18 protein-coding genes and 2 tRNA genes are annotated in these 19,696 nt (G+C 36.6%); 5 read left to right on the forward strand and 15 right to left on the reverse strand.

Translation table 11 applies throughout. From position 1 onward, the window contains the following. Positions 1-144 precede the first annotated feature (144 nt). Entirely contained in the window at positions 145-774 is a 630-nt protein-coding gene (locus ACEN3Z_RS05520) for a DUF4145 domain-containing protein (protein ID WP_407089984.1), read from the forward strand. Between the two features lie 104 nt (positions 775-878). Here ACEN3Z_RS05520 and ACEN3Z_RS05525 read toward each other — a convergent pair whose 3' ends face one another. From ACEN3Z_RS05525 to ACEN3Z_RS05550, 6 genes are read right to left on the reverse strand one after another with little or no spacing between them, the layout of a single operon-like run. Then, entirely contained in the window at positions 879-1,589 is a 711-nt protein-coding gene (locus ACEN3Z_RS05525) for a hypothetical protein (RefSeq protein WP_407089985.1), read from the reverse strand. Further along, positions 1,589-2,416, reverse strand: a complete 828-nt coding sequence (locus ACEN3Z_RS05530) for a hypothetical protein (protein ID WP_407089986.1) — start codon at positions 2,414-2,416, stop codon at positions 1,589-1,591. The genes ACEN3Z_RS05525 and ACEN3Z_RS05530 overlap by 1 nt, the downstream gene beginning before the upstream one ends. Before the next feature lie 15 nt (positions 2,417-2,431). Next, on the reverse strand, positions 2,432-2,857 hold the full coding sequence (locus ACEN3Z_RS05535) for an ORF6C domain-containing protein (RefSeq protein ID WP_407089987.1): 426 nt from the start codon (positions 2,855-2,857) through the stop codon (positions 2,432-2,434). A gap of 12 nt (positions 2,858-2,869) precedes the next feature. Beyond that, a complete protein-coding gene (locus ACEN3Z_RS05540) occupies positions 2,870-3,736 on the reverse strand; it encodes a DUF3102 domain-containing protein (protein ID WP_407089988.1) in 867 nt (288 codons plus the stop codon). A 36-nt stretch (positions 3,737-3,772) separates the two neighbouring features. Continuing rightward, positions 3,773-4,066: a hypothetical protein gene (locus ACEN3Z_RS05545; protein WP_407089989.1), complete on the reverse strand. Its 294-nt coding sequence runs from the start codon at positions 4,064-4,066 to the stop codon at positions 3,773-3,775. Then, positions 4,066-4,323: a helix-turn-helix transcriptional regulator gene (locus tag ACEN3Z_RS05550; RefSeq protein ID WP_407089990.1), complete on the reverse strand. Its 258-nt coding sequence runs from the start codon at positions 4,321-4,323 to the stop codon at positions 4,066-4,068. The genes ACEN3Z_RS05545 and ACEN3Z_RS05550 overlap by 1 nt, the downstream gene beginning before the upstream one ends. A 201-nt stretch (positions 4,324-4,524) precedes the next feature. Here ACEN3Z_RS05550 and ACEN3Z_RS05555 point away from each other — a divergent pair, with 201 nt between their 5' ends. Together ACEN3Z_RS05555 and ACEN3Z_RS05560 are read left to right on the forward strand one after the other, a co-directional pair. Further along, positions 4,525-5,091 (forward strand): helix-turn-helix domain-containing protein, encoded by a 567-nt coding sequence (locus ACEN3Z_RS05555; RefSeq protein WP_407090000.1) that lies wholly within the window; start codon positions 4,525-4,527, stop codon positions 5,089-5,091. Positions 5,092-5,142: 51 nt separating this feature from the next. Further along, complete coding sequence (locus tag ACEN3Z_RS05560; RefSeq protein ID WP_407089991.1) at positions 5,143-6,285, forward strand: tyrosine-type recombinase/integrase; 1,143 nt, start codon at positions 5,143-5,145, stop codon at positions 6,283-6,285. Positions 6,286-6,489: 204 nt separating this feature from the next. Here the strand turns inward: ACEN3Z_RS05560 and ACEN3Z_RS05565 are convergent. Both ACEN3Z_RS05565 and ACEN3Z_RS05570 read right to left on the reverse strand, forming a co-directional pair. Next, positions 6,490-6,562 (reverse strand) — tRNA-Thr (locus ACEN3Z_RS05565). Positions 6,563-6,603: 41 nt separating this feature from the next. Beyond that, positions 6,604-6,676, reverse strand: a tRNA-Lys gene (locus tag ACEN3Z_RS05570). Positions 6,677-6,833: 157 nt separating this feature from the next. On the opposite strand from ACEN3Z_RS05570, the gene ACEN3Z_RS05575 reads away from it, so the two are divergent. Beyond that, positions 6,834-8,597: a DUF2207 domain-containing protein gene (locus ACEN3Z_RS05575; protein WP_407089992.1), complete on the forward strand. Its 1,764-nt coding sequence runs from the start codon at positions 6,834-6,836 to the stop codon at positions 8,595-8,597. A gap of 209 nt (positions 8,598-8,806) precedes the next feature. Further along, positions 8,807-11,704 carry an insulinase family protein gene (locus ACEN3Z_RS05580; protein ID WP_407089993.1) on the forward strand — a complete coding sequence of 966 codons (2,898 nt, stop codon included), beginning with the start codon at positions 8,807-8,809 and terminating at the stop codon, positions 11,702-11,704. A 55-nt stretch (positions 11,705-11,759) separates the two neighbouring features. Here ACEN3Z_RS05580 and ACEN3Z_RS05585 read toward each other — a convergent pair whose 3' ends face one another. The 7 genes from ACEN3Z_RS05585 to guaB all read right to left on the reverse strand — a co-directional run bounded on the left by ACEN3Z_RS05585 (position 11,760) and on the right by guaB (position 19,441). After that, the gene (locus ACEN3Z_RS05585; protein ID WP_138404953.1) at positions 11,760-12,269 is read right to left on the reverse strand and encodes a GNAT family N-acetyltransferase; all 510 of its coding nucleotides are present in this window, start codon (positions 12,267-12,269) and stop codon (positions 11,760-11,762) included. A gap of 125 nt (positions 12,270-12,394) precedes the next feature. Next, positions 12,395-12,919, reverse strand: a complete 525-nt coding sequence (gene msrA / locus ACEN3Z_RS05590) for a peptide-methionine (S)-S-oxide reductase MsrA (protein WP_171031335.1) — start codon at positions 12,917-12,919, stop codon at positions 12,395-12,397. Between the two features lie 28 nt (positions 12,920-12,947). Then, on the reverse strand, positions 12,948-14,234 hold the full coding sequence (locus tag ACEN3Z_RS05595) for a D-alanyl-D-alanine carboxypeptidase family protein (RefSeq protein ID WP_407089995.1): 1,287 nt from the start codon (positions 14,232-14,234) through the stop codon (positions 12,948-12,950). Next, entirely contained in the window at positions 14,231-15,385 is a 1,155-nt protein-coding gene (locus ACEN3Z_RS05600) for a sensor histidine kinase (RefSeq protein WP_407089996.1), read from the reverse strand. The genes ACEN3Z_RS05595 and ACEN3Z_RS05600 overlap by 4 nt, the downstream gene beginning before the upstream one ends. Then, a complete protein-coding gene (locus tag ACEN3Z_RS05605) occupies positions 15,375-16,067 on the reverse strand; it encodes a response regulator transcription factor (RefSeq protein ID WP_138404966.1) in 693 nt (230 codons plus the stop codon). Before ACEN3Z_RS05605 ends, ACEN3Z_RS05600 begins: the two co-directional genes overlap by 11 nt. Positions 16,068-16,284: 217 nt before the next feature. Next, the gene (locus tag ACEN3Z_RS05610; RefSeq protein ID WP_407089997.1) at positions 16,285-17,331 is read right to left on the reverse strand and encodes a LysM peptidoglycan-binding domain-containing protein; all 1,047 of its coding nucleotides are present in this window, start codon (positions 17,329-17,331) and stop codon (positions 16,285-16,287) included. Positions 17,332-17,962: 631 nt separating this feature from the next. Beyond that, the gene (guaB, locus tag ACEN3Z_RS05615) at positions 17,963-19,441 is read right to left on the reverse strand and encodes an IMP dehydrogenase (protein WP_407089998.1); all 1,479 of its coding nucleotides are present in this window, start codon (positions 19,439-19,441) and stop codon (positions 17,963-17,965) included. Positions 19,442-19,696: the final 255 nt, after the last annotated feature.

The raw sequence follows: 19,696 nt of genomic DNA on the forward strand, positions 1-19,696 counted from the left end.
CAGCCGGACTCGTCCGAACCAATCCGTTCACAATTTTCTGATGTGGATGTGAATAAAGAACACATCATAGATATTTAATCGCTTACAATTCTCTCGCTTGTTCTATTAAACTTTGATATATTGATTTTCAAGGAGGGGACTTAAATGGCAAATTTTGATTTAAATAACTCTTTTCATGAGTTAAAAAAACATTTTTACTGGAGAGGTGATTCTTGTCCAGCAATTAATGCTTTTCATTGCGGTCATTGCGGTAGACATACTTCATCAGAACGTGGTTTGATAATGTATAGTACTACCAATACTGAAAAGCAGATTGAAAATTATGGTGTTTATATTTGTAGTTATTGCAACTTACCTACTTTTCTAATTGAAGAAGGTCAAATTCCAGGTTTAAGATATGGTGAAGATGTTAAGAATCTTCCAGAAATGCTAAACAAAGTATACACAGAAGCACGAGATTCATTTTCAGCTAGATCCTATACTGGAGTGGTTTTATTATGTAGAAAATTATTAATGCATATTGCTGTAGAACTTGGTGCTGAAAGCAATAAACGATTTATAGAATACGTAAACTATCTTGAAGAAGAAAATTATATTACCGCAAGAAGCAGAGTATGGGTTGATTCGATTAGAATTCAAGGTAATAGTTCCACACATGAGATAGAAATAGCTACAAAAGAAGAGGCTGAGAAAATGATAAAGTTCTCTGAAATGATTCTAAAAACAAACTTTGAATATCCATCTGAATTTGAAGTTTTAGATGATGAAGCATAATTTATGAACAAGCTTTAAGCATAGAAATATCACCACCAAGCGAACAGCTCTCTTCTTGTTTCGCTTGGTGGTGAAGCTTAATCACTATACTGGACTAATCGTCTTTAGATGGCTTGTTTATAGAACTCGCCTCTATCCTTAACTCCATCTGAAATACATTTAACAAAATCAATATCAAAGTTGATCTCCGTTAGCCCCCAAATATAATAAATAAGCAGGTTTAGTGAAAATGATATGTCATAACCAGATAACATTCCTCTTGCGATCAGCCCTAATTGCTCAAATGTATCTAAATCCGGATAGTATTGATATTCTAAAACGTCATCTTTAATATTTAGAATATCTTTAATTCGTATAATGGATATATATGTATCTACAATCAGCATTGTTGCACGCTTCGTACATACTACTCTTTGTAAATTCTCTAAATTTGATACGATGCGTAAATAATATTCAGTCACCGTTATTGCTTCAATAAACTCAGTGTTAATTGTGTCATTACTAATACTCAACACACCCTTTATGATATAGGTATCACGTGATAATCTCGCTATTTGCCATAAATCTGCTGTGCGGATATAGCTAATCGCATCATTTCCGTCAATCTGGTAAATACTAAAGCTATACATATCTCCGATGCGACTATTAAAATAAGACTCTGCATCGACACCAAAAACCTCTTTTGTTTTATTCGACTTATCATCAAAAAATTCAAGAATCGTAACTGTTGCTGCCTCTAATACTTCATCGATTGAATTATATAAGTTTCCTATCTTCAACTTGTTAATTTGCTCATATGCTGCAAAATATTTCACTATGCTGATTTCCCTTCTTTATCTTTATGCCAATTTGAAAGTATCTTTGATGCATACTTCAGAGGATAAGTTGCTGTTTTAGATAGTGCAAGTGCACCTACAACCTTTTCCACTGAAAGTAATTCAGTCCAGTACTCTATTTGCTCTATAACTTCTAGTGTTGGTTTACCAAAGTGGTGCTCATAGTAAATAATACCTTTATTAATATAATTTGATGATGTCTCTGATTCGCCTATCGATTCGGGGGGCGATTCATAGCCACGAATATGATTATGGTTATTATTATCATTATCATTATTATTTTGGTTGTAGTTATTATTTTGGTTCTCATTCTCATTACTCGTAAAAGTCATAGAAAATGGAATATTCCTTTTCTGTAGCTCTAACTCAAAGAGTCTTTTAATTGTTTGGTCGAATACTCTTACAGACGTTTCAAAAAAGCTTTGCAAACTCATATAAGTTTGAAGTATCAAGTCTGGGTTAAGGACCATTGACAGCTCACTTTTTAATAACTGTGCAACTGGATCCCCGCCCTTCATAATGCTGTAAGTTAATGATTTAAGTAGTGTTATCTCTTGTGTTTCAGAACTATAGATAATTAGATTGTATTTGTTTTCGAATCGGTCTAAAAGCACGTTAATTACGTCAGTAGTATAGCCGGTTTCAAAGCTCATGACTTTTTTTGATAAGCGATAAATTCCTACCTGGGTCGTTGCCGGATTCGTCATAAGATATAAGATGAAATACTTATCTTCAACCGAATAGTTTTCTACTGCATATGGGTCAGTCCAAAATGAAATTGGTATCACTCTTTTTGGGGGCGCCATTAATGTCCATTCCTCCTACTTCACTTTATTTGCTTCAAGGATTTGTTTTCGTAAGCTCTCAGACGGAAGCCATCCAGTCCAAAAGTTTAATGCACTTTCTTGGTCTTCACGTTTTAACAGGTCGTATCTTGGTATTTTAAAATGCTTTTTAAACGCACTAGCAGCTTCTCTATATACTGCCCCACTTATCTTACGATTTTTATAAGCTGGTGAGCTTTTACCGCCTAAAAGCTCAATAACAATCTGTTTACGTTGCTGTTGTAAAAAGCTTGCGATAACCGGATTAATGGGTTGTTTATTCTCTATATAATCTAATCGATCATCAATTTGTTTTATTTGAGTTGTTTGCGATTTAATTAATTGTAAGGTCTCACTATAATGCTCCATCATTTGACTGAAAGACTTCGGAAATTGATTTGTTGCTACCATCTCATTATTCATAATAAGGTCCTCCTAGTAATCGTATTCTTCAAAATCTGCTTCTATAATGTTTGATTTATGTAATAACCCGTACATATCCTCACACCACTGACTAACTGAAGTAACTATCTCTTCAAACTTCTGATGTAAATCCATATTATTGCTACTTGCTTTAAATGTTGAATGGTACTTCATAGGTGATATTGTTATGAGTAATGTGTCTACAGTTCGTTTTAAGTCATGCAAATCAAGTGTACTCGCAATTTGTGATTCAATTTTTCCAAGTTCAGTTTTATTTTGATTAAGTTCTCTTTTCAAAGTATCAAGTTGATCCGCTTTTTCTTTAGACTCCTCCTCACGTTGTAGAACATCTTCATATTGTTGATTCACTTGAGCAAATCTCATCTTCATTGACTCGAGCTCATACTCTAGTGTCTCTATATGCAGTCTGTCTTGTTCTCTTTGTCTAGGTGGTTGGATTACTTCTTGGGTAGGTTTACCGGGCTCACTTTCCGTATTTAAGCCACTTCTCATCTCTTTAAGTTCTCTTACTGTCATATCTATTGGTGGTTTTATAGCACCACTTCTCGTCATTGCAGGAGTATGTCTGCTTTCTTCTGGTAATGATGCGATAAGATCAAGGGCACTGAGTCCTAAATGGGACAACGTTGTCTCATTTTCTGGTAGCTCCTTGGCTATTCGCATCATCCGACTGGCTTTTCTCCGCTCTATCCCTACTGTATTCAACCAATCAATGAATTCACCATGCATAAGGTCTTGTTCTTTTACATGGTTTAAACGACGTCCAATCTCCCAAATAGATCTACCCATCGATTCTTTAAACATTTTTATTTCAGACTCAATGACATTAAGATTGCTAGATAACATTAATTGATTCATATGATATCTTTAATTCCTTTCACGCTGGCACGTTTCTTATATTTTATGCTGATTCATATAACGTTCTATATCTTTTCTGTCATAGTAGACTCTGCTTTCTATCCATATCTCTTCCAGTCCACAAGCTACCCAATTCTTTAGTGTTGCGTGTCCTATACCGAATTCAGCACACACATCCTTCTGTCTAAGGTAGGCTTTCCTCTTCTCCCTTTCTAGTTCTTCAATCCGCGACTCTATTTTCTGAATGTAGTTAAAGATATTCACCGAGTGTCTTTCAAACATGCTGTTTGCTATATACTCAAATGCTTTTTCAGTCGTCATTGTCTCCATTAGCAAGCTTCCGCCGTTTTGTTGTCGTACTCAAAACCAATTGTATTAACTGAAAAAAATATTTTAAAACAATCCTCTGAGGTGAGATTTAGAGTGAAAATCATGCCATTGATGACGTCATAACTGGGTTTCGTTTTACCGTTCAAAATATTGCTTATCGTTCCGCGATTAACGCCTATTAGTTGAGCTAACACACCATTATTTAAACCACACTCCGCAATTTTTGCTTTCAATAAGTTCTTGTTAATAATTTCCATGAATCCTCCTAAAATATGCATGAATTAAGATTATTGAGTAATTGAATTAATAATCTATTCATAATTTACATAATTTCTATAAATGAATCAAGCAATTATTTCATTTTGTGGAACGATTCATCACTTATATGTTGCTAAATATGAGAGAGTTCATTATAATGATTAATAGATTAACAAATAGGAGGTGAATAATTGGAACAAGTGAATCGAATAAAAAAGGCTAGGGAAGAAAAAGGCTTATCGCTATCAGAGTTAGCTACTTTAATAGGGAAAGGTCGTAGTAGTGTTTTCAGATATGAGGCAGGCCAAGTACCAATTGATGTGGTGCATGACTTAGCTACTGTACTTGAAGTGTCTCCTGCCTACCTGCTAGGTTGGTCAGATTCAAAGATACTCGATGTAATTGCTGTACCACTTATAGATAAAGTAGTTAACGGGCAATTTATTAGTAAAGAATCTATCGAAATTCCGGTCAAGAGTGTCGTAACAAGTAACTTATCATTTTATAAAGTGGAGGATACAGCAATGAGACCGCATATTATTGAAGATGCACTCGTTCTAGCTAAAAATGAAACGAATGCTGAAGATGGGAGTTTAGTCGTTATACTACCCGATGGAGAAACTACACCATTAGTGCGTATCATAAAGTATGAAGGCGATAATGTGTTGTTTATTGCGGGGAATCGCTACAGTAAAATTTATACGATCGCTGACGCAGCGGTTCTTGGAGATGTTGTGTCAATTACTTATACGTATAATAATATTTAGAGTTTAAAATCTTCTATCACGCTGGCACGCTATTAGATAGGAGAAGTAAACATGATAGAACAATATAAACTGAAAAATGGATCAGTAAGATATAAAGTGGATTATTACCTAGGTATCAATGAATATACTGGAAAAAAAGACCGGATTAGACAAAGTAGTTTTAGATCATATAACGAAGCAGAAATATTTTTAGCACGTGAAAAAATAAAATATGAAGAAAATGGTAGACACGTTAAACTTGCTCCTAAAAAAGTTAAGTTTGATGATGTCTATAGACTATGGTTTAAGCAATACAAGTTAACGGTTAAAGAAGTAACCTATGTCACTTTATTACGTTCTGCAAACATACATATTTTACCAAACTTTGAGGGTATATTTATCAATATGATCGATGTCGAAAAATGTCAAGATGTTATAAACGATTGGTATTCATCATATACAAAAGCTACTATGTTAGTAAGCTGCGTTAATAGAATTTTTAAACTCGCAATTAGTTTAAATTACTGTAATGAGAATCCAATGGATAAAGTGATTCGTCCTAGAAACACACATAAAGAGGATTACAAGGCGCCATTTTACACAAAAAATGAATTAAAATACTTTTTTGAATGCATAAAAAAAACGGAGAATAATAAAAAGTTAGTTATGTTTCGTCTATTAGCCTTTGCTGGATTAAGGCGAGGAGAGTTAATGGCATTAAAATGGAAAGATATCGATGAAGTGAATAACACATTAAAGATTGAAAGAGTATTAGCTGAAGGAATCAATGGTTCTGTTTTTCAATCGCCTAAAAATAATACGAGTAAGAGGACCATATCATTAGATAAGACAACAATGGAAACTTTGAAAGATTGGCGAATAACCCAGCAACGTGAGCTATTAAAACTCGGTTATAATACCAACAAACCAGAACAATTCGTCTTTGCAAACGATGAGAATAAACATCTTAACTTATACTATATTGGAACTGCTCTTACTAGAGTACTTAAAAAGCATGATTTGCCACATATCACCACCCACGGCTTTCGCCATACTCATTGCTCACTCTTATTTGAAGCAGGGTTAGATATGCAAGAAGTAAAAGATCGATTAGGGCATTCAAACATCCAAACTACAATGAATGTTTATGCTCACGTAACTCAAAATCGACGCGATGAAGTAGCAGATAAATTTGAAGCATTCTTAGGATTCTAGAGCATTACTTGCTACGATTATATGGTGGCAGATGTGTGAGTGACAAAATTGGTGACAAAAATGATGTTTCTCATTCAAAAATGAACATCCGTTCTATTTTGTTTTTTGAAAGTTTTTCAAAAAAATATATTTATTTAATAGGTTACTTAATAAATATAAACACAAAAAAACATCCCTACCGAAGTAAGGATGTAATTTATGTAATGCCGGCTAAAGGAGTTGAACCCTCGACCCTCTGATTACAAATCAGATGCTCTACCAACTGAGCTAAGCCGGCGTGTTACATATTGACTAATCATTATAATAATAAGATTAGTATGACCCGCGCAGGAATCGAACCTGCGACCCACTGATTAAAAGTCAGTTGCTCTACCGACTGAGCTAGCGAGTCGTTTTGACGACCTATATATAATACGATATTTCCATACCTTTTGTCAACACTTTTTAAAAAGTTTTTTTATTATTTATCAAAAACGCGCTGGTTACTGTTATGTCGGGCTTTTGATATATGGTAAACTGAATATACAAACAAAAGGATGTGAAAAAATATGAGACGTATTCTATTTACTCTCAGTATTATACTCGCTACTGCCCTCACCTTGCAAGGGGAAAAAGTATTTGCCGATAATAAAATTCATTCCATTGATATTTCAGTGGAACTTCAAGAAGATGGATCAGCAATTGTTGAAGAAACTCGTAACATGACGGCTGATGATGGGACTGAATTATATATTGAGTTGAACAACTTACAAGATTCAGAAGTATCGAATTTTTCAGTGGAAGGTTATAACTTTAATCCTGTTTGGGATTCAGATCAATCTTTAGAAGAAAAAGAAGGATACTACGGTATCATTCGCGATGACGATGATGCAGAGCTCGTATGGGGTATGGGTGAGCACGGGGATAAAACTTACCAGCTAACTTATACGTTGTCGAATGTCGTCCGGAATTTAAATGACGGGCAAGGCTTACTATGGAACTTTGATACATTCCTAGGTATTCCAACAGAGGATTTAACTTTAACGATTGATTCTCCAGTCGGCTTATCTCAGGATAATACAAACTTCTGGGGCTACGGCTTTGATGGTGATATCCAGATGCAAGGGGAGAAAATTGTTTGGACTTCAGAAGAATCACTTGATGATAGAAACAATGTCACGGTCTTGCTGCAGTTTCCTTCGGATTTATTTAATACTAGCGCAAGTGTAGATATGACGCTTGAAGAACAAAGAGAGATGGCCAACGAAGGATCCTCTTACAATGAATCTTCATCATTGTCAGATAGTAGTTGGATTTTTTGGCTCATATTTGGAATCACGTTTATTCCAGGTTTAGGTATATTCACTGCAAGCATGGTATATTTCTTCAAAGTTCGAAAAATAAAACGCGAGAACAATGCGATGGTTACCGGAGCAGAACGAATAAAAATGAATAAAGGCAAAACAACCGATGTAGTTCCTGAATACGGTGATGACATTGCTAATATCGCATTCTTACTCCAAGAACTGCAAGCAGGTTTCTTTGAAGATTATTTTGCAGCTTACTTAACTAAATGGCTAAGTGAAGACCTCATTGAAATTGAAACTTTTAAGAGCGATAAATTTTTTGGTGATAAATACACAACCTATATTCATGTTAAAGATTTCGATCAACAACAACCGGCGATGGCTTTTGACGAATGGATTGAGAAGAACCCTGAAGATTCTACAATCGAGGAAGGCATGTGGATCATGTTACTCGATGCTTCGGATTCTCATGGTGAAATTGATTCCACAGTTATGATGGAATGGGCAAAAGAACATGCGGACGAAGTAACAAAATTCGAGCTCATTCTTAAAGCGCGTTCAATAGAATATCTAGAAGATGCTGGGTATCTCAATGTTGTTGAAGACAAAGTTTGGAAGCAAACAATCGCAATTCCTCAATCAACACCCAAAGGTGAAGAGTTATTCAATCATATTACACAATATGTCGCTTATTTAGATGATGTTGAGGTAGATCATGTTCAAGAAGATACACAATTATCTAGTATTTTAGTCTGGGCGCTGATTGGTGGCGCAGCAACAAGGATTGCGAAGCAATACGAAGATATTCTTCCAATGAAAAAAGCTTATGATGACAGTAGCACGACTTATACACCGACTCATTACTGGCATAGTACGATGCATTTCAGACGAAATTGGTCAACTGGCCTTTCTAGTGGTGGTTTTAATTCAGTTGTCGCTGGTGGAGGCAGTGGCGGTTCTGGTGGTGCGACATCTTCAGGTGGAGGTGGCGGTGCCGGCGGAGGTGGCGGCGGTGGTGCAAGATAGCATGAATCTTAGCAAACACTCCCAACTGACTTCTTTACAACAAGGATATTCAATAATTCTGGTAAATTAACCAGAATATTGAATATCTTTTTTATTTTAGCATTTTCCTGAGGGGTTCTTTTGTCTTGAAAGGCCCCTTTCCTTGTATTAAGTATCAATTCCAGATAAAATATGCTAATAGTATAATAAATTTTACAATGGAGGATTGTATGACTTTTAAATTAATCGAAACCAAAGAATTAAACGATATTCATTCAATTGGTAAGTTATATGAGCATGAAGAAACTGGTGCTCAAGTATTACACTTAGATAATGATGACACAAATAAAGCATTCACAATTGCTTTCAAAACACCCCCTTACGATGATAATGGGATTGCCCACATCTTAGAACACTCGGTCTTAAACGGCTCAAAGAAATTCCCATCGAAAGAGCCTTTTGTTGAACTAATCAAAGGTTCTTTAAACACCTTTGTTAATGCGATGACTTTCTCGGATAAGACAATTTATCCCGTCGCATCAACTAATCAAAAAGATTTTTCGAATTTGATGAGCGTTTATTTAGATGCGGTCTTCCAACCACTGATTTACTCAAATCCACAAATTCTTGAACAAGAGGGTTGGCATTATCATTTAGAAAATGCTGAAGATGATTTAATCTACAAGGGTGTTGTTTATAATGAGATGAAAGGTGCGACAGCCTCACCTGACAGCCAATTGTATACAGCTATTCAAAAGTATTTATACAAAGGAACACCGTATGAATTCGAATCAGGTGGATTACCATCTACCATTCCGTCTTTAACACAAGAAGCTTTTCTTGATTTCCATGAGAAACACTACCATCCAAGTAGCTCATTAACGATTCTGTACGGAGATTTAGATACGGATCACGCTTTTAGCTTACTTGCTTCTTACTTTGATGGCAAAGGTCAATTGGATGAGCCAGCCGTTGATTTAACTTTTGAAGCAACTCAACCTGAGGAAGAAGATGTTGAATTAACCTATTCAATTACAGACGGCGATGACCCCGATAAAAAAGATTACTTGGCGATTGCTTGGCATACCGCAACAGCTTCAGATTCCTTAGAGCAACACGGTTTACGTGTGTTAGCTGAGATTTTATTTGGTAATAATCAAGCGCCTTTAAAGAAAGCCTTACTCGAAGCTGAAATTGGCGGGGACATTAATGGTGATTTCTTCCAAGTCGGCTATCCTGCAGTCTTCTCAATCGATGCAAAATATAGTGACAAAAACAATATGGACCGCTTTAAAGAAGTGGTTGAGTCCACTTTAACAGACATCGTTAAAGATGGTATCTCAAAAGAATTAATTCAAGCAGCCTTAAACAAAATCACTTTCCGCTTAAAAGAATCTGCCATCTCGGAAAGTAATCCACGCGGCGTTCTTTATGCGATTAGTTCATTAAACACATGGTTATATGATTTATCTCCTTTCGTTTCACTGGAATTCTCAGATAAACTTGATTTATTAGCAAAATTATCTGAAGAAGGTTACTTTGAACAATTGATTCAAGATAAATTATTGAATAATACTAGACGTGTGAACATCGTATTAAAAGCTGAACCTGGAAAAAATGATGCTTTTGAAAAAGAAACATTCAAAGCTTTACAAGAGTACAAAGCAAGCCTTTCTGACCAAGAAATTGATACATTAGTTGAGCAAACACAAGCGCTCATCGCTCGTCAAGAGGCTCCAGATAAAGCAGAGGATTTAGCGGCAATTCCGACATTAGATAAAGAAGATTTATCCACTGAAACAGAAGATTATCCTTTAACTGAAAGTACTTTATTCGAAGGAACAACACTGTATCACGCGGACCAATTTACTTCTGGAATTGATTACCTTGATCTATACTTTGATGTGTCTGACTTTGAAGGGGAAGATTACTTATTATTAAGTTATTTAAGCCAATTATTAGGTGACTTACCGACTGAAAATTATTCTGTTGCAGAATTGCAAACGCAAATTGACTTACACACGGGTGGTATTCACGGGGGCGTCGTAGTTTATGAAACAGTGACTGGCGAAGCAAAACCTTACTTTACATTACGAGGTAAATCACTGGAAACATCATTTACTAAATTAGTTGAGTTAATTAATGAAATTATGACAGGAACTCAGTTTACTGACCGAACTGAATTATTAAATATCACTCAACGTCATGTGTCTGATTTTGAAGATGATATTAACTCCACTGCTCATGTGATCGCTGCTTCACGTGCCTTAAGCCAAGTGAAACCTGTCAGCAAATTAGGGGAATTAATTAACGGGATTGATCAATTTAATTTCACGAAAGAGCTTTTAAAACAAATTAAAGCCAATGATATGAGTGACTTAAGTGAAAAACTTCAAAATATGTTAGAACGTTTATTAAATAAACAACGTATTCATGCACTTTATATTGGTGAAGAAAATCGCTTAGAAGATGTGAAAACAACCTTTACCGAAGCTTTTGCTTCTTTAAGAAGTGACGCTTTAGGCGCTGCTGTGACGTATGAAGCCGGCGAGAAAAAGAATGAAGCCTTTATTACTGCTCAAGATGTAAACTATGTTGGTTTCGCCTCAGACGCGACGAATGAATTGACTTATTCTGGATCTTCACTCGTCTTATCTACTTTCTTACGTTACGATTACTTATGGAATAATATTCGAGTTAAAGGTGGCGCATACGGTTCGATGTTCCGTCACAACTTAAATGGAGATTTCCAATTAAGTTCATACCGCGACCCTAATATTAAGAAGACAATCCAAACGTATCAAGGGATTCCAGATTTTATTGAAACCTTGCAACTTGATGACGCCAGCTTACTAAAAGCAATCATTGGTACATTAAGTAATTTAGACCAACCATTGTCTGCCTATCACAAAGGAAAGCGTGCATTCTCTCGTCACCAAGTGGGCCGTACGACAGCTGATGTGATTCAACTTAAGGAAGAAGTTTTAGCTACAACTGAAGCAAGCTTAACTGTCTTAAGTGAAGGATTCCGCTCAGTGATTGATAAAGGGACCATTGCCGTGATTGGTAATAAAGCCCAAATTGAACAAGAACGCGAAAACTTCGATGACATTCACGAACTCTATTAATACTTGGTACAACAAAAAATCCACTACTGATATTTTGGTCAGTAGTGGATCTTTTTTATTTTACATAGTCAAATTCTACTTCGTCTTTCAAGATACCCATAAAGTAAGCATCCCGATATTGTCCATTTGTATAGAAGTGGTCTTTCATTGTTCCTTCTTGTCTAAAGCCTAATTTTTTATAGATATGGACCGCTGGATGATTATTTGCATCCACAATTAAATATACTTTATGCATATTTAAAATTGAAAAAGCATACTCAATTCCTTTTCGTAAAGCCTTTTGTGCTAAGCCTTGTCCACGGAATCGTTTAATGACAATAATTTGTATTTCGCAATTACGATGAATATAATCGATTTCCATTAATTCAACAACCCCAACAAACTCACCGGCGACTTCAATGACAAAGCGTCTTTCAGAAGAATCGAAGAGGTGCTTATCATATAATCGTTCTAATTCATCAAGGGATTCATAGGGCTCTTCGAACCAATAGGCCATCATCTCGCGCTCATTATTGATGATATGAATCGAAGGTAAGTCATTCTTTTCTAATGCTCTAATTATCATACTCATCGCTTCCTTTAGTAATTATTTGGTTTTCACTAAGCTTATTATAGCATTTACCCAACTAACCACAAAAAAGTTTCCAACAAAATTAATTTGTTAGAAACTTCATTGACGTACTCTATTCATTATTGTTTATGTTTTTCAACAAACGCTGCTCGTCCTGACCCAATAGTATAACGATTATAGTGTTCAGGATTTTTCTTATAATAATCTTGATGATAATCTTCTGCTTCATAGAATGGTTTTGCGTCTTCAACCGGTACAACGACAGGTTTACCAAATCGTCCACTCTTATCCAAGGCTTCTCTTGATTCTTTAGCTAACTGACGTTGCTCTTCTGAATTAACGAATATCACAGGACGATAAGATGTTCCACGGTCATAAAATTGACCCGTCGCATCTGTTGGGTCCATACTTGACCAATAAATATCAAGCAATTGTTGGTACGTTATCTTTTCTGGATCAAAGGTAATTTCAACCGCTTCTGTATGATTCGTTTCACCACTTGTTACTTGTACATAGGTCGGATTTTCAGTCTGGCCTCCAGTATAACCTGAAACAACCGCTTCAACTCCATCCATTTCATCAAATGGATGAACCATACACCAGAAACACCCTCCAGCAAATATTGCTTTTTCAAATTGACTCATTATATCCAATCCTTTCTTAATTCACTGACTAATTAAACAAATCAACGAAGAATCGTCGTGTGGACTCCCACGTATTACTCACGCCGTTTGAGAAGGAATGCCAGCCATTCACATACCAGGCTGCTTCTTCAATGGGCTCTGCTTGAACGACTGGAACGTGGTTCCCTTTCGTCGAAGGTAAATACGTAAATTCAGTGTCAGCACCGTAGATAGTCATCTCTCCAACGACTTCTCCTTGTTCAACCGGTGCCACTAAATAGCTTCTATCTTCAAATAAAGCGTCATTACTTGAGAATTCGTACTCCAAACGCGGAGCGGTATCAATAATTGGAACAACTAAGGACATATTTTCGCCGTAGATAAGCTCCGCTTCACTTTCGGAACTACCTTCTACTTTGATGGTATTCACCTGTGTCGTCGGTTGCCCTTCGCTTACAACAAGTTCTTTCATATAAGCACTATAGCTGTAGTCCATGAGACGATCTGTCTCTTCATAGCGAGTATCTTCATCTTCAGTTCCTAATACAACTGTAATTATACCAAACTCATCTTCATTCGAATAACCGACAAAGCTATTGCCGTCTTGTTCGGAAGATCCTGGCATTAAACCTAGGACGTTTTCACGTTCATAAGGCTTTCCTTTTAGCATTTGGTTATAATTATTCATATCAATCGCATCATCCGTATTCGGTTTAAACACTGCTTTTGCTTGATCACTATAATCTAAATAATCCGGAAAGTCATTGACCAGATGATAGGCAATGATTGCTGCAACTTCTGCAGAAAAGGTATTGGTTTCACCATTGTCTTCTAACCCTGTTGAATTAATGAGGTTAAATTCTTCAACGCCCCATTCTAACAACTGCGTTTCCATCATTTTAACAAAATCCGCTTCCGTCTCTCCCACCATTTCAGCTAAAGCAAGTGTGGCACCATTTGCTAAATTAATTGAAACAGCTTCGACTAATTCATTGACTGTATAATTATAATCCTGTCTTAAAGGCACATTACCAATATTATAATCTTGACTCAATTGATATGCTTCATCTGAGATGGGAACAATAGATTCGCGTGTCCACTCATCTTGTGCTTCAATTGTTTTTAAAGCAACATAAACGGATAATAATTTACTTATTGAACCAACTTGAAGTATTTCGTCTGCATTTTGGCTCATTAAGACTTGTCCATTCTCACTATCAATTGAAATGGCAGAAACTGCATCAATCGTTGGCGCGGTTGATTGTGCCTGGCTACTTTGTTGCGGTAATAAAAACGAGGTGATTAACAAAATGACAAATAAATATCTTAACTTCATTCGCCACCACTCTCTTCTATATTTTTTAATTTAATACGAAAGACAGTTTCATTATCTTCCACAGTCGCAAAAACCAAACCGTCATGTAGATCAACGATATTTTTTACGATTGAAAGTCCTAAACCACTTCCAGGAATCTCAGATGTTCTTGATTTCTCAGTTCGGTAACTCCGCTCAAAGATATTCTTATACTCAGATTCCGCAAGTATTTCACCGTTATTTCGCGTTTCCAGATAGACACTCGCATCATCACTCGATTTATAAGCGCGCAAGCGAATGACATCTCCAAAACCGTATTTAAATGCATTAGAAATCAGATTACTGAACACTCTTGCCATCTTATCGACATCAATCTGTACGAATAAATCCTCTGGGTAAACTTCTACAACAATGTCTACGCCTTGCTCGTCACCTGTTAACTCAAATTCAGCTGCCAATTGTTCAAAGAAAAACTTGATAGGAATGGATTGAGCTTCAAGCGAATACGTTGCTTGTCCTGATTCAATATATAAGAATAAATCATTCACTAACGTTCGCATCATCTTCGCCTTCTCGTACGCTATCCCAATATAGCTATCTTTCTCTTCCTCACTTTGATACTGCTTATGAATCACAGCATCTAAGTAACCAATCGTTGACGTGAGTGGTGTCCGAATATCATGACTGACATTTGCGATTAACTCATCTTTCGTCTCTTCCGCTCGTCGTTCCTCTTCAAGTGAATGTTCTGTACTTTCAACCAGTTGATTAATACTATCAATAATATCTGTCAATTCACCAATTTGCGTACTCTCGATTCGGTAATTGTATTTATTATTTTCAGATATGTAGTTTAAATGCTCTAAAGCACGACCAATCTTCATCATTTTACGCTGTCTGTCCATACGGCGATATGTAATGAGTCCTCCGATACTTAATACGATAAGCGTAATAATTTGGTTATATGGAATGCGCCACAACTGGAAAAACTGGAAAAAATTCCCCCCACGTAGAAAATCTAAACGGGTATTAATTACAATATCAAAGCCAAGTATAATCCCTAAATATACAAAGAATACAATGAAGAGAACACTTGAGGTATAACGAATTAAATCAATCTTTTGTGAAGGTGTTAATTGGGTAGATAAGATTTGTTTATTATCATCGTTCAACCTTATAGCCTACTCCCCATACAGTCTGAACGACTTTGTCTCCTCCAGTTGCCTGAGCAATTTTATCACGCAAATGACTCACATGAACCATGACGGTTTTGGCACTCACAACACTTTCTTGATTCCAAACCTCTTCGAAGATTTCATCCGCACTAAAGACACGGTTTGGGTTACTTGATAAAAGAAATAAAATTCCAAACTCTAGAGCTGTCAATTGAATTTCAGTACCGCTATTTGTTCTCACTTCATGAGAATCCCGGCGTATAACTAAAGGTCCAACCTCAATTGTATCTCCTGGTGTCTCCATTCCTGAATAACTATGTTGACGGCGTAGAATTGATTTCACACGTGCCATCACCTCTAAAGGATTAAAGGGTTTGGTTACATAATCATCCGCTCCAGCAAATAGGCCTTCGATTTTCTCGTGATCCGCTGATTTGGCACTCACCATAATTACTGGAATGCTCATATCCTTTTCACGCATCACTTCAACCACTTCTAATCCCGTTACTTTTGGCATCATCACATCTAAGATAACCAAATCAAATTCTTGACTTTCTTCTAACTGATTTAAAGCTTCTTCACCATTAAATGCTTTTACAACTTCATAACCCTCATTTTTTAGATAAATATTTAAAAGATCTACGATTTCGCGATCATCGTCTGCTACTAATATACGCATCATAATCCTCCTTCTTTACAATTAAATGTACTCAATAACTATTATACCTTTTTTAAACACAAAAAATAGTAGTTACGATTAATGATGTCAAAATGACATAAGTTTTTCACAATTTAAGCCCATAATTCAGTATAACTAAAACCACCAGTGAAGATGACTTAGTTAGCCCTCTCCACTAGTGGTTCATATTATTTATTTACTTCTTTAGTATGAGCAATTATTGTCTAATAATTAATTGGTCTCCAACTTGCAAGGCATCACTTTCTAGATTATTCCAGTCAATAATATCTTGAACGGTTACCCCAAATTCAGCAGCGATTCGGTATAAGTAATCTCCCGCTTCAACCACATAAATAATGTCTTCAGGGTCGCCTGGGTCTGGTTCTTCCGCTCCATTATCTGGGTCAACAACGATTAATTCTTGACCAACAAATAAGCTATTACTTTCTAGGTTATTCCAATCAATCAGATTATCGACTGTAATACCAAATTCATTCGCGATTCGGTATAAATAGTCACCGGATTGAACAACGTAAATGTTATCATCTGGTTCTTCCGGATCTGGGTCAGGCTCTTCAGGTTCTTCACCATTACTAGGATCTACTACAATTAATTCTTGTCCGACTTGTAAGAAATCACTTTCTAAGTCGTTCCAGTCAATAATATCTTGGACGCTAATACCGAATTGATTAGCAATTCCATATAAATAGTCACCTGATTGAACAACATAAATGTTATCATCTGGTTCCTCTGGATCGGGTTCGAGTTCTTCGGGGTCTTCGCCGTTACCAGGATCTACTACGATTAATTCTTGTCCGATTTGTAAGAAATCATTGTCTAAGTTATTCCAGTCAATAATATCTTGGACGCTAACATCATATTCATTGGCAATACTATATAATGAATCGCCTGATTGAACAACATAAGTACCTTCTTCTGGTTCTTCAGGGTCAGGTGCAGGTTCCTCAGGTTCTTCAACGTCCTCTAAAAGTTCATAATAAACGTAAGCACCGTTTTCATCCATAGTGACATAAAAGTCAGCATGAATATCAATATTGAAATTTGCATTCGCATATTCAACGGCTGCATCTACACTTGGGAAATATTGCTCCACGAGTGAGTAGTTTGGTAGATAGGCTTCGTCTCCTGGTTCAGGTCTAACAAAGTCTTGTGCGTTGGTTTGAACTTGTCCAAAACCAAGTGCCATCAACGATGCTAATAAAGTGGCTGTTAATTTTAAGTTCCGACTGTTTCTGCGAATCATTTGTATCGCATCCTTTCATTATTGTGCGTCGGGTTTCTTTTTTCTTAACTACAACCTCATTGTAACACCCTCGAAATTCTTGTCATGTCATAACCCCCATGTTCATATAAAGGTCAAACAATGTTCATAGTCTCATAATCAAAGATTCATATTAGGTCGAATACGGTGGTTTTAGTGCTCTGACTTTTTCTCAAGGCACTTTTTTCGAGTTTTGTATCCCTGAAAAATTCTCAGGGATGGTTTGGTGCTCTGACTTTTTCTCAAGGCACTTTTTTCGTGTTTTGTATCCCTGAAAAGTTCTCAGGGATGCTTTGGTGCTCTGACTTTTTCTCAAGGCACTTTTTTCGCGTTTTGTATCCCTGAAAAATTCTCAGGGATGGTTTGATGCCCTGAGATTTTCTCAAGGCACTTTTTTCGCGTTTTGTATCCCTGAAAAGTTCTCAGGGATGGTTTGGTGCTCTGAGATTTTCTCAAGGCACCCTTTTAACGTTTTGTATCCTTGAAAAATTCTCAAAGCACCTTCTATATAATTCCCTGTCCTAAGCTCCCAAGAACACAAAAAAACTCAACAATATAGCTAATTAATCACTACATTGTTGAGTATTTTCGTTAACCAAATCACTTCAGCAAATTAAGCGCGTGAGTAGTTTGGTGCTTCTTTTGTAATATTAACATCATGTGGGTGAGACTCAATAAGTCCAGCGCCACTCATACGGATGAATTGTGCTTCTTCGCGTAAAGCTTTTAAGTTTGCTGATCCAGTATAACCCATACCTGCACGAATACCACCTAGCATTTGGAAGACGATATCTTGAGCGCTACCTTTATAAGCAACACGACCTTCAATTCCTTCTGGAACTAGTTTGTTTGCTTCGTTTTTAGATTGGAAGTAACGGTCACTTGACCCTTTTTCCATAGCCGCTAAACTACCCATACCGCGGTAAGTTTTGAAACGACGTCCTTGGTAAATTTCAAAGTTACCTGGCGACTCATCAGTACCAGCTAACATACTACCTAACATAACAGCATTTCCACCAGCAGCAATCGCTTTGACGATATCGCCTGAGTATTTAATTCCACCGTCAGCAATAATTGCTTTTCCGTATTCACGGGCTGCAGTAGCTGCTTCATAAATTGCTGTTAACTGAGGTACACCAACACCTGCAACAACACGCGTTGTACAGATAGAACCTGGTCCGATACCTACTTTTACAACGTCAACACCGACATCGAATAACGCACGTGTACCTTCAGCAGTCGCAACATTCCCAGCAATAATTGTAACGTCTGGGTATGTGTCACGAATTTCTTTAATTTTACGAATAACACCCGCACTATGTCCGTGGGCAGTATCGACAACTAAAGCATCCACTTGTTGGTCAATTAATGCTTGTGCACGTTCAAATGTATCACTTGTCACACCAATCGCTGCCGCAACTAATAAGCGTCCATGGCTATCTTTAGCTGCATTTGGGTATTGGATTACTTTCTCAATATCTTTAATCGTAATTAAACCTGATAAGTGACCTTGTTCGTTAACTAAGGGTAATTTTTCGATACGGTGATCGAATAAGATACGTTCAGCTTCTTCTAAAGATGTACCAATTGGCGCTGTAACTAACGCTTCTCTAGTCATCACTGAAGAAATTAGAGCTTGATTATCATTAATGAAACGTGTATCACGGTTTGTGATAATTCCAATTAAAGTTAAGTCTGTTTCAGATTCAACAATTGGAACGCCACTAATACGGTAACGAGACATTAAATCTTCAGCATCTTGAACAGTGTGTTGAGGAGTTAAGTAAAATGGATCTAAGATGACGCCATTTTCTGAACGTTTAACACGTCGAACTTCTTCAGCTTGTGCTTCAATTGACATGTTCTTATGAATGACACCTAGTCCTCCTTGGCGTGCCATTGCTATCGCCATATCTGATTCGGTAACTGTATCCATACTTGCCGATAAAATTGGGATATTTAACTTTAAGTTAGGGGCTAATTCTACTGATAAATCAACATCATTAGGTAAAATATGACTTTCTGCTGGTACGAGGATCACATCGTCAAATGTATATCCTTCGCGTTGAAATTTAGTGTTCCATGCGTTCATTTAAATCCTCCTATATATTTGTCTTTTCTATATTTTTACTAAGTTACCACGTAGCGCTTTTATTATCAACCGAATACTTAACATTCACTTCATAAAAAATTGGAATGTTCGTGAATTTCAACATCTATAATCGAGTAGGAGACTAGCCATTATTTGACTAGTCGACCTCTCACACCACCGTGCGTACGGTTCCGTACACGGCGGTTCAATACCTTGCGTAAGCAGACTCTACCAATTCGCTTAGTGGAACTAAGC

Origin of the sequence: Ruoffia sp. FAM 26254 (assembly GCF_045528545.1) — a bacterium.
GTDB lineage: Bacteria > Bacillota > Bacilli > Lactobacillales > Aerococcaceae > Ruoffia > Ruoffia halotolerans.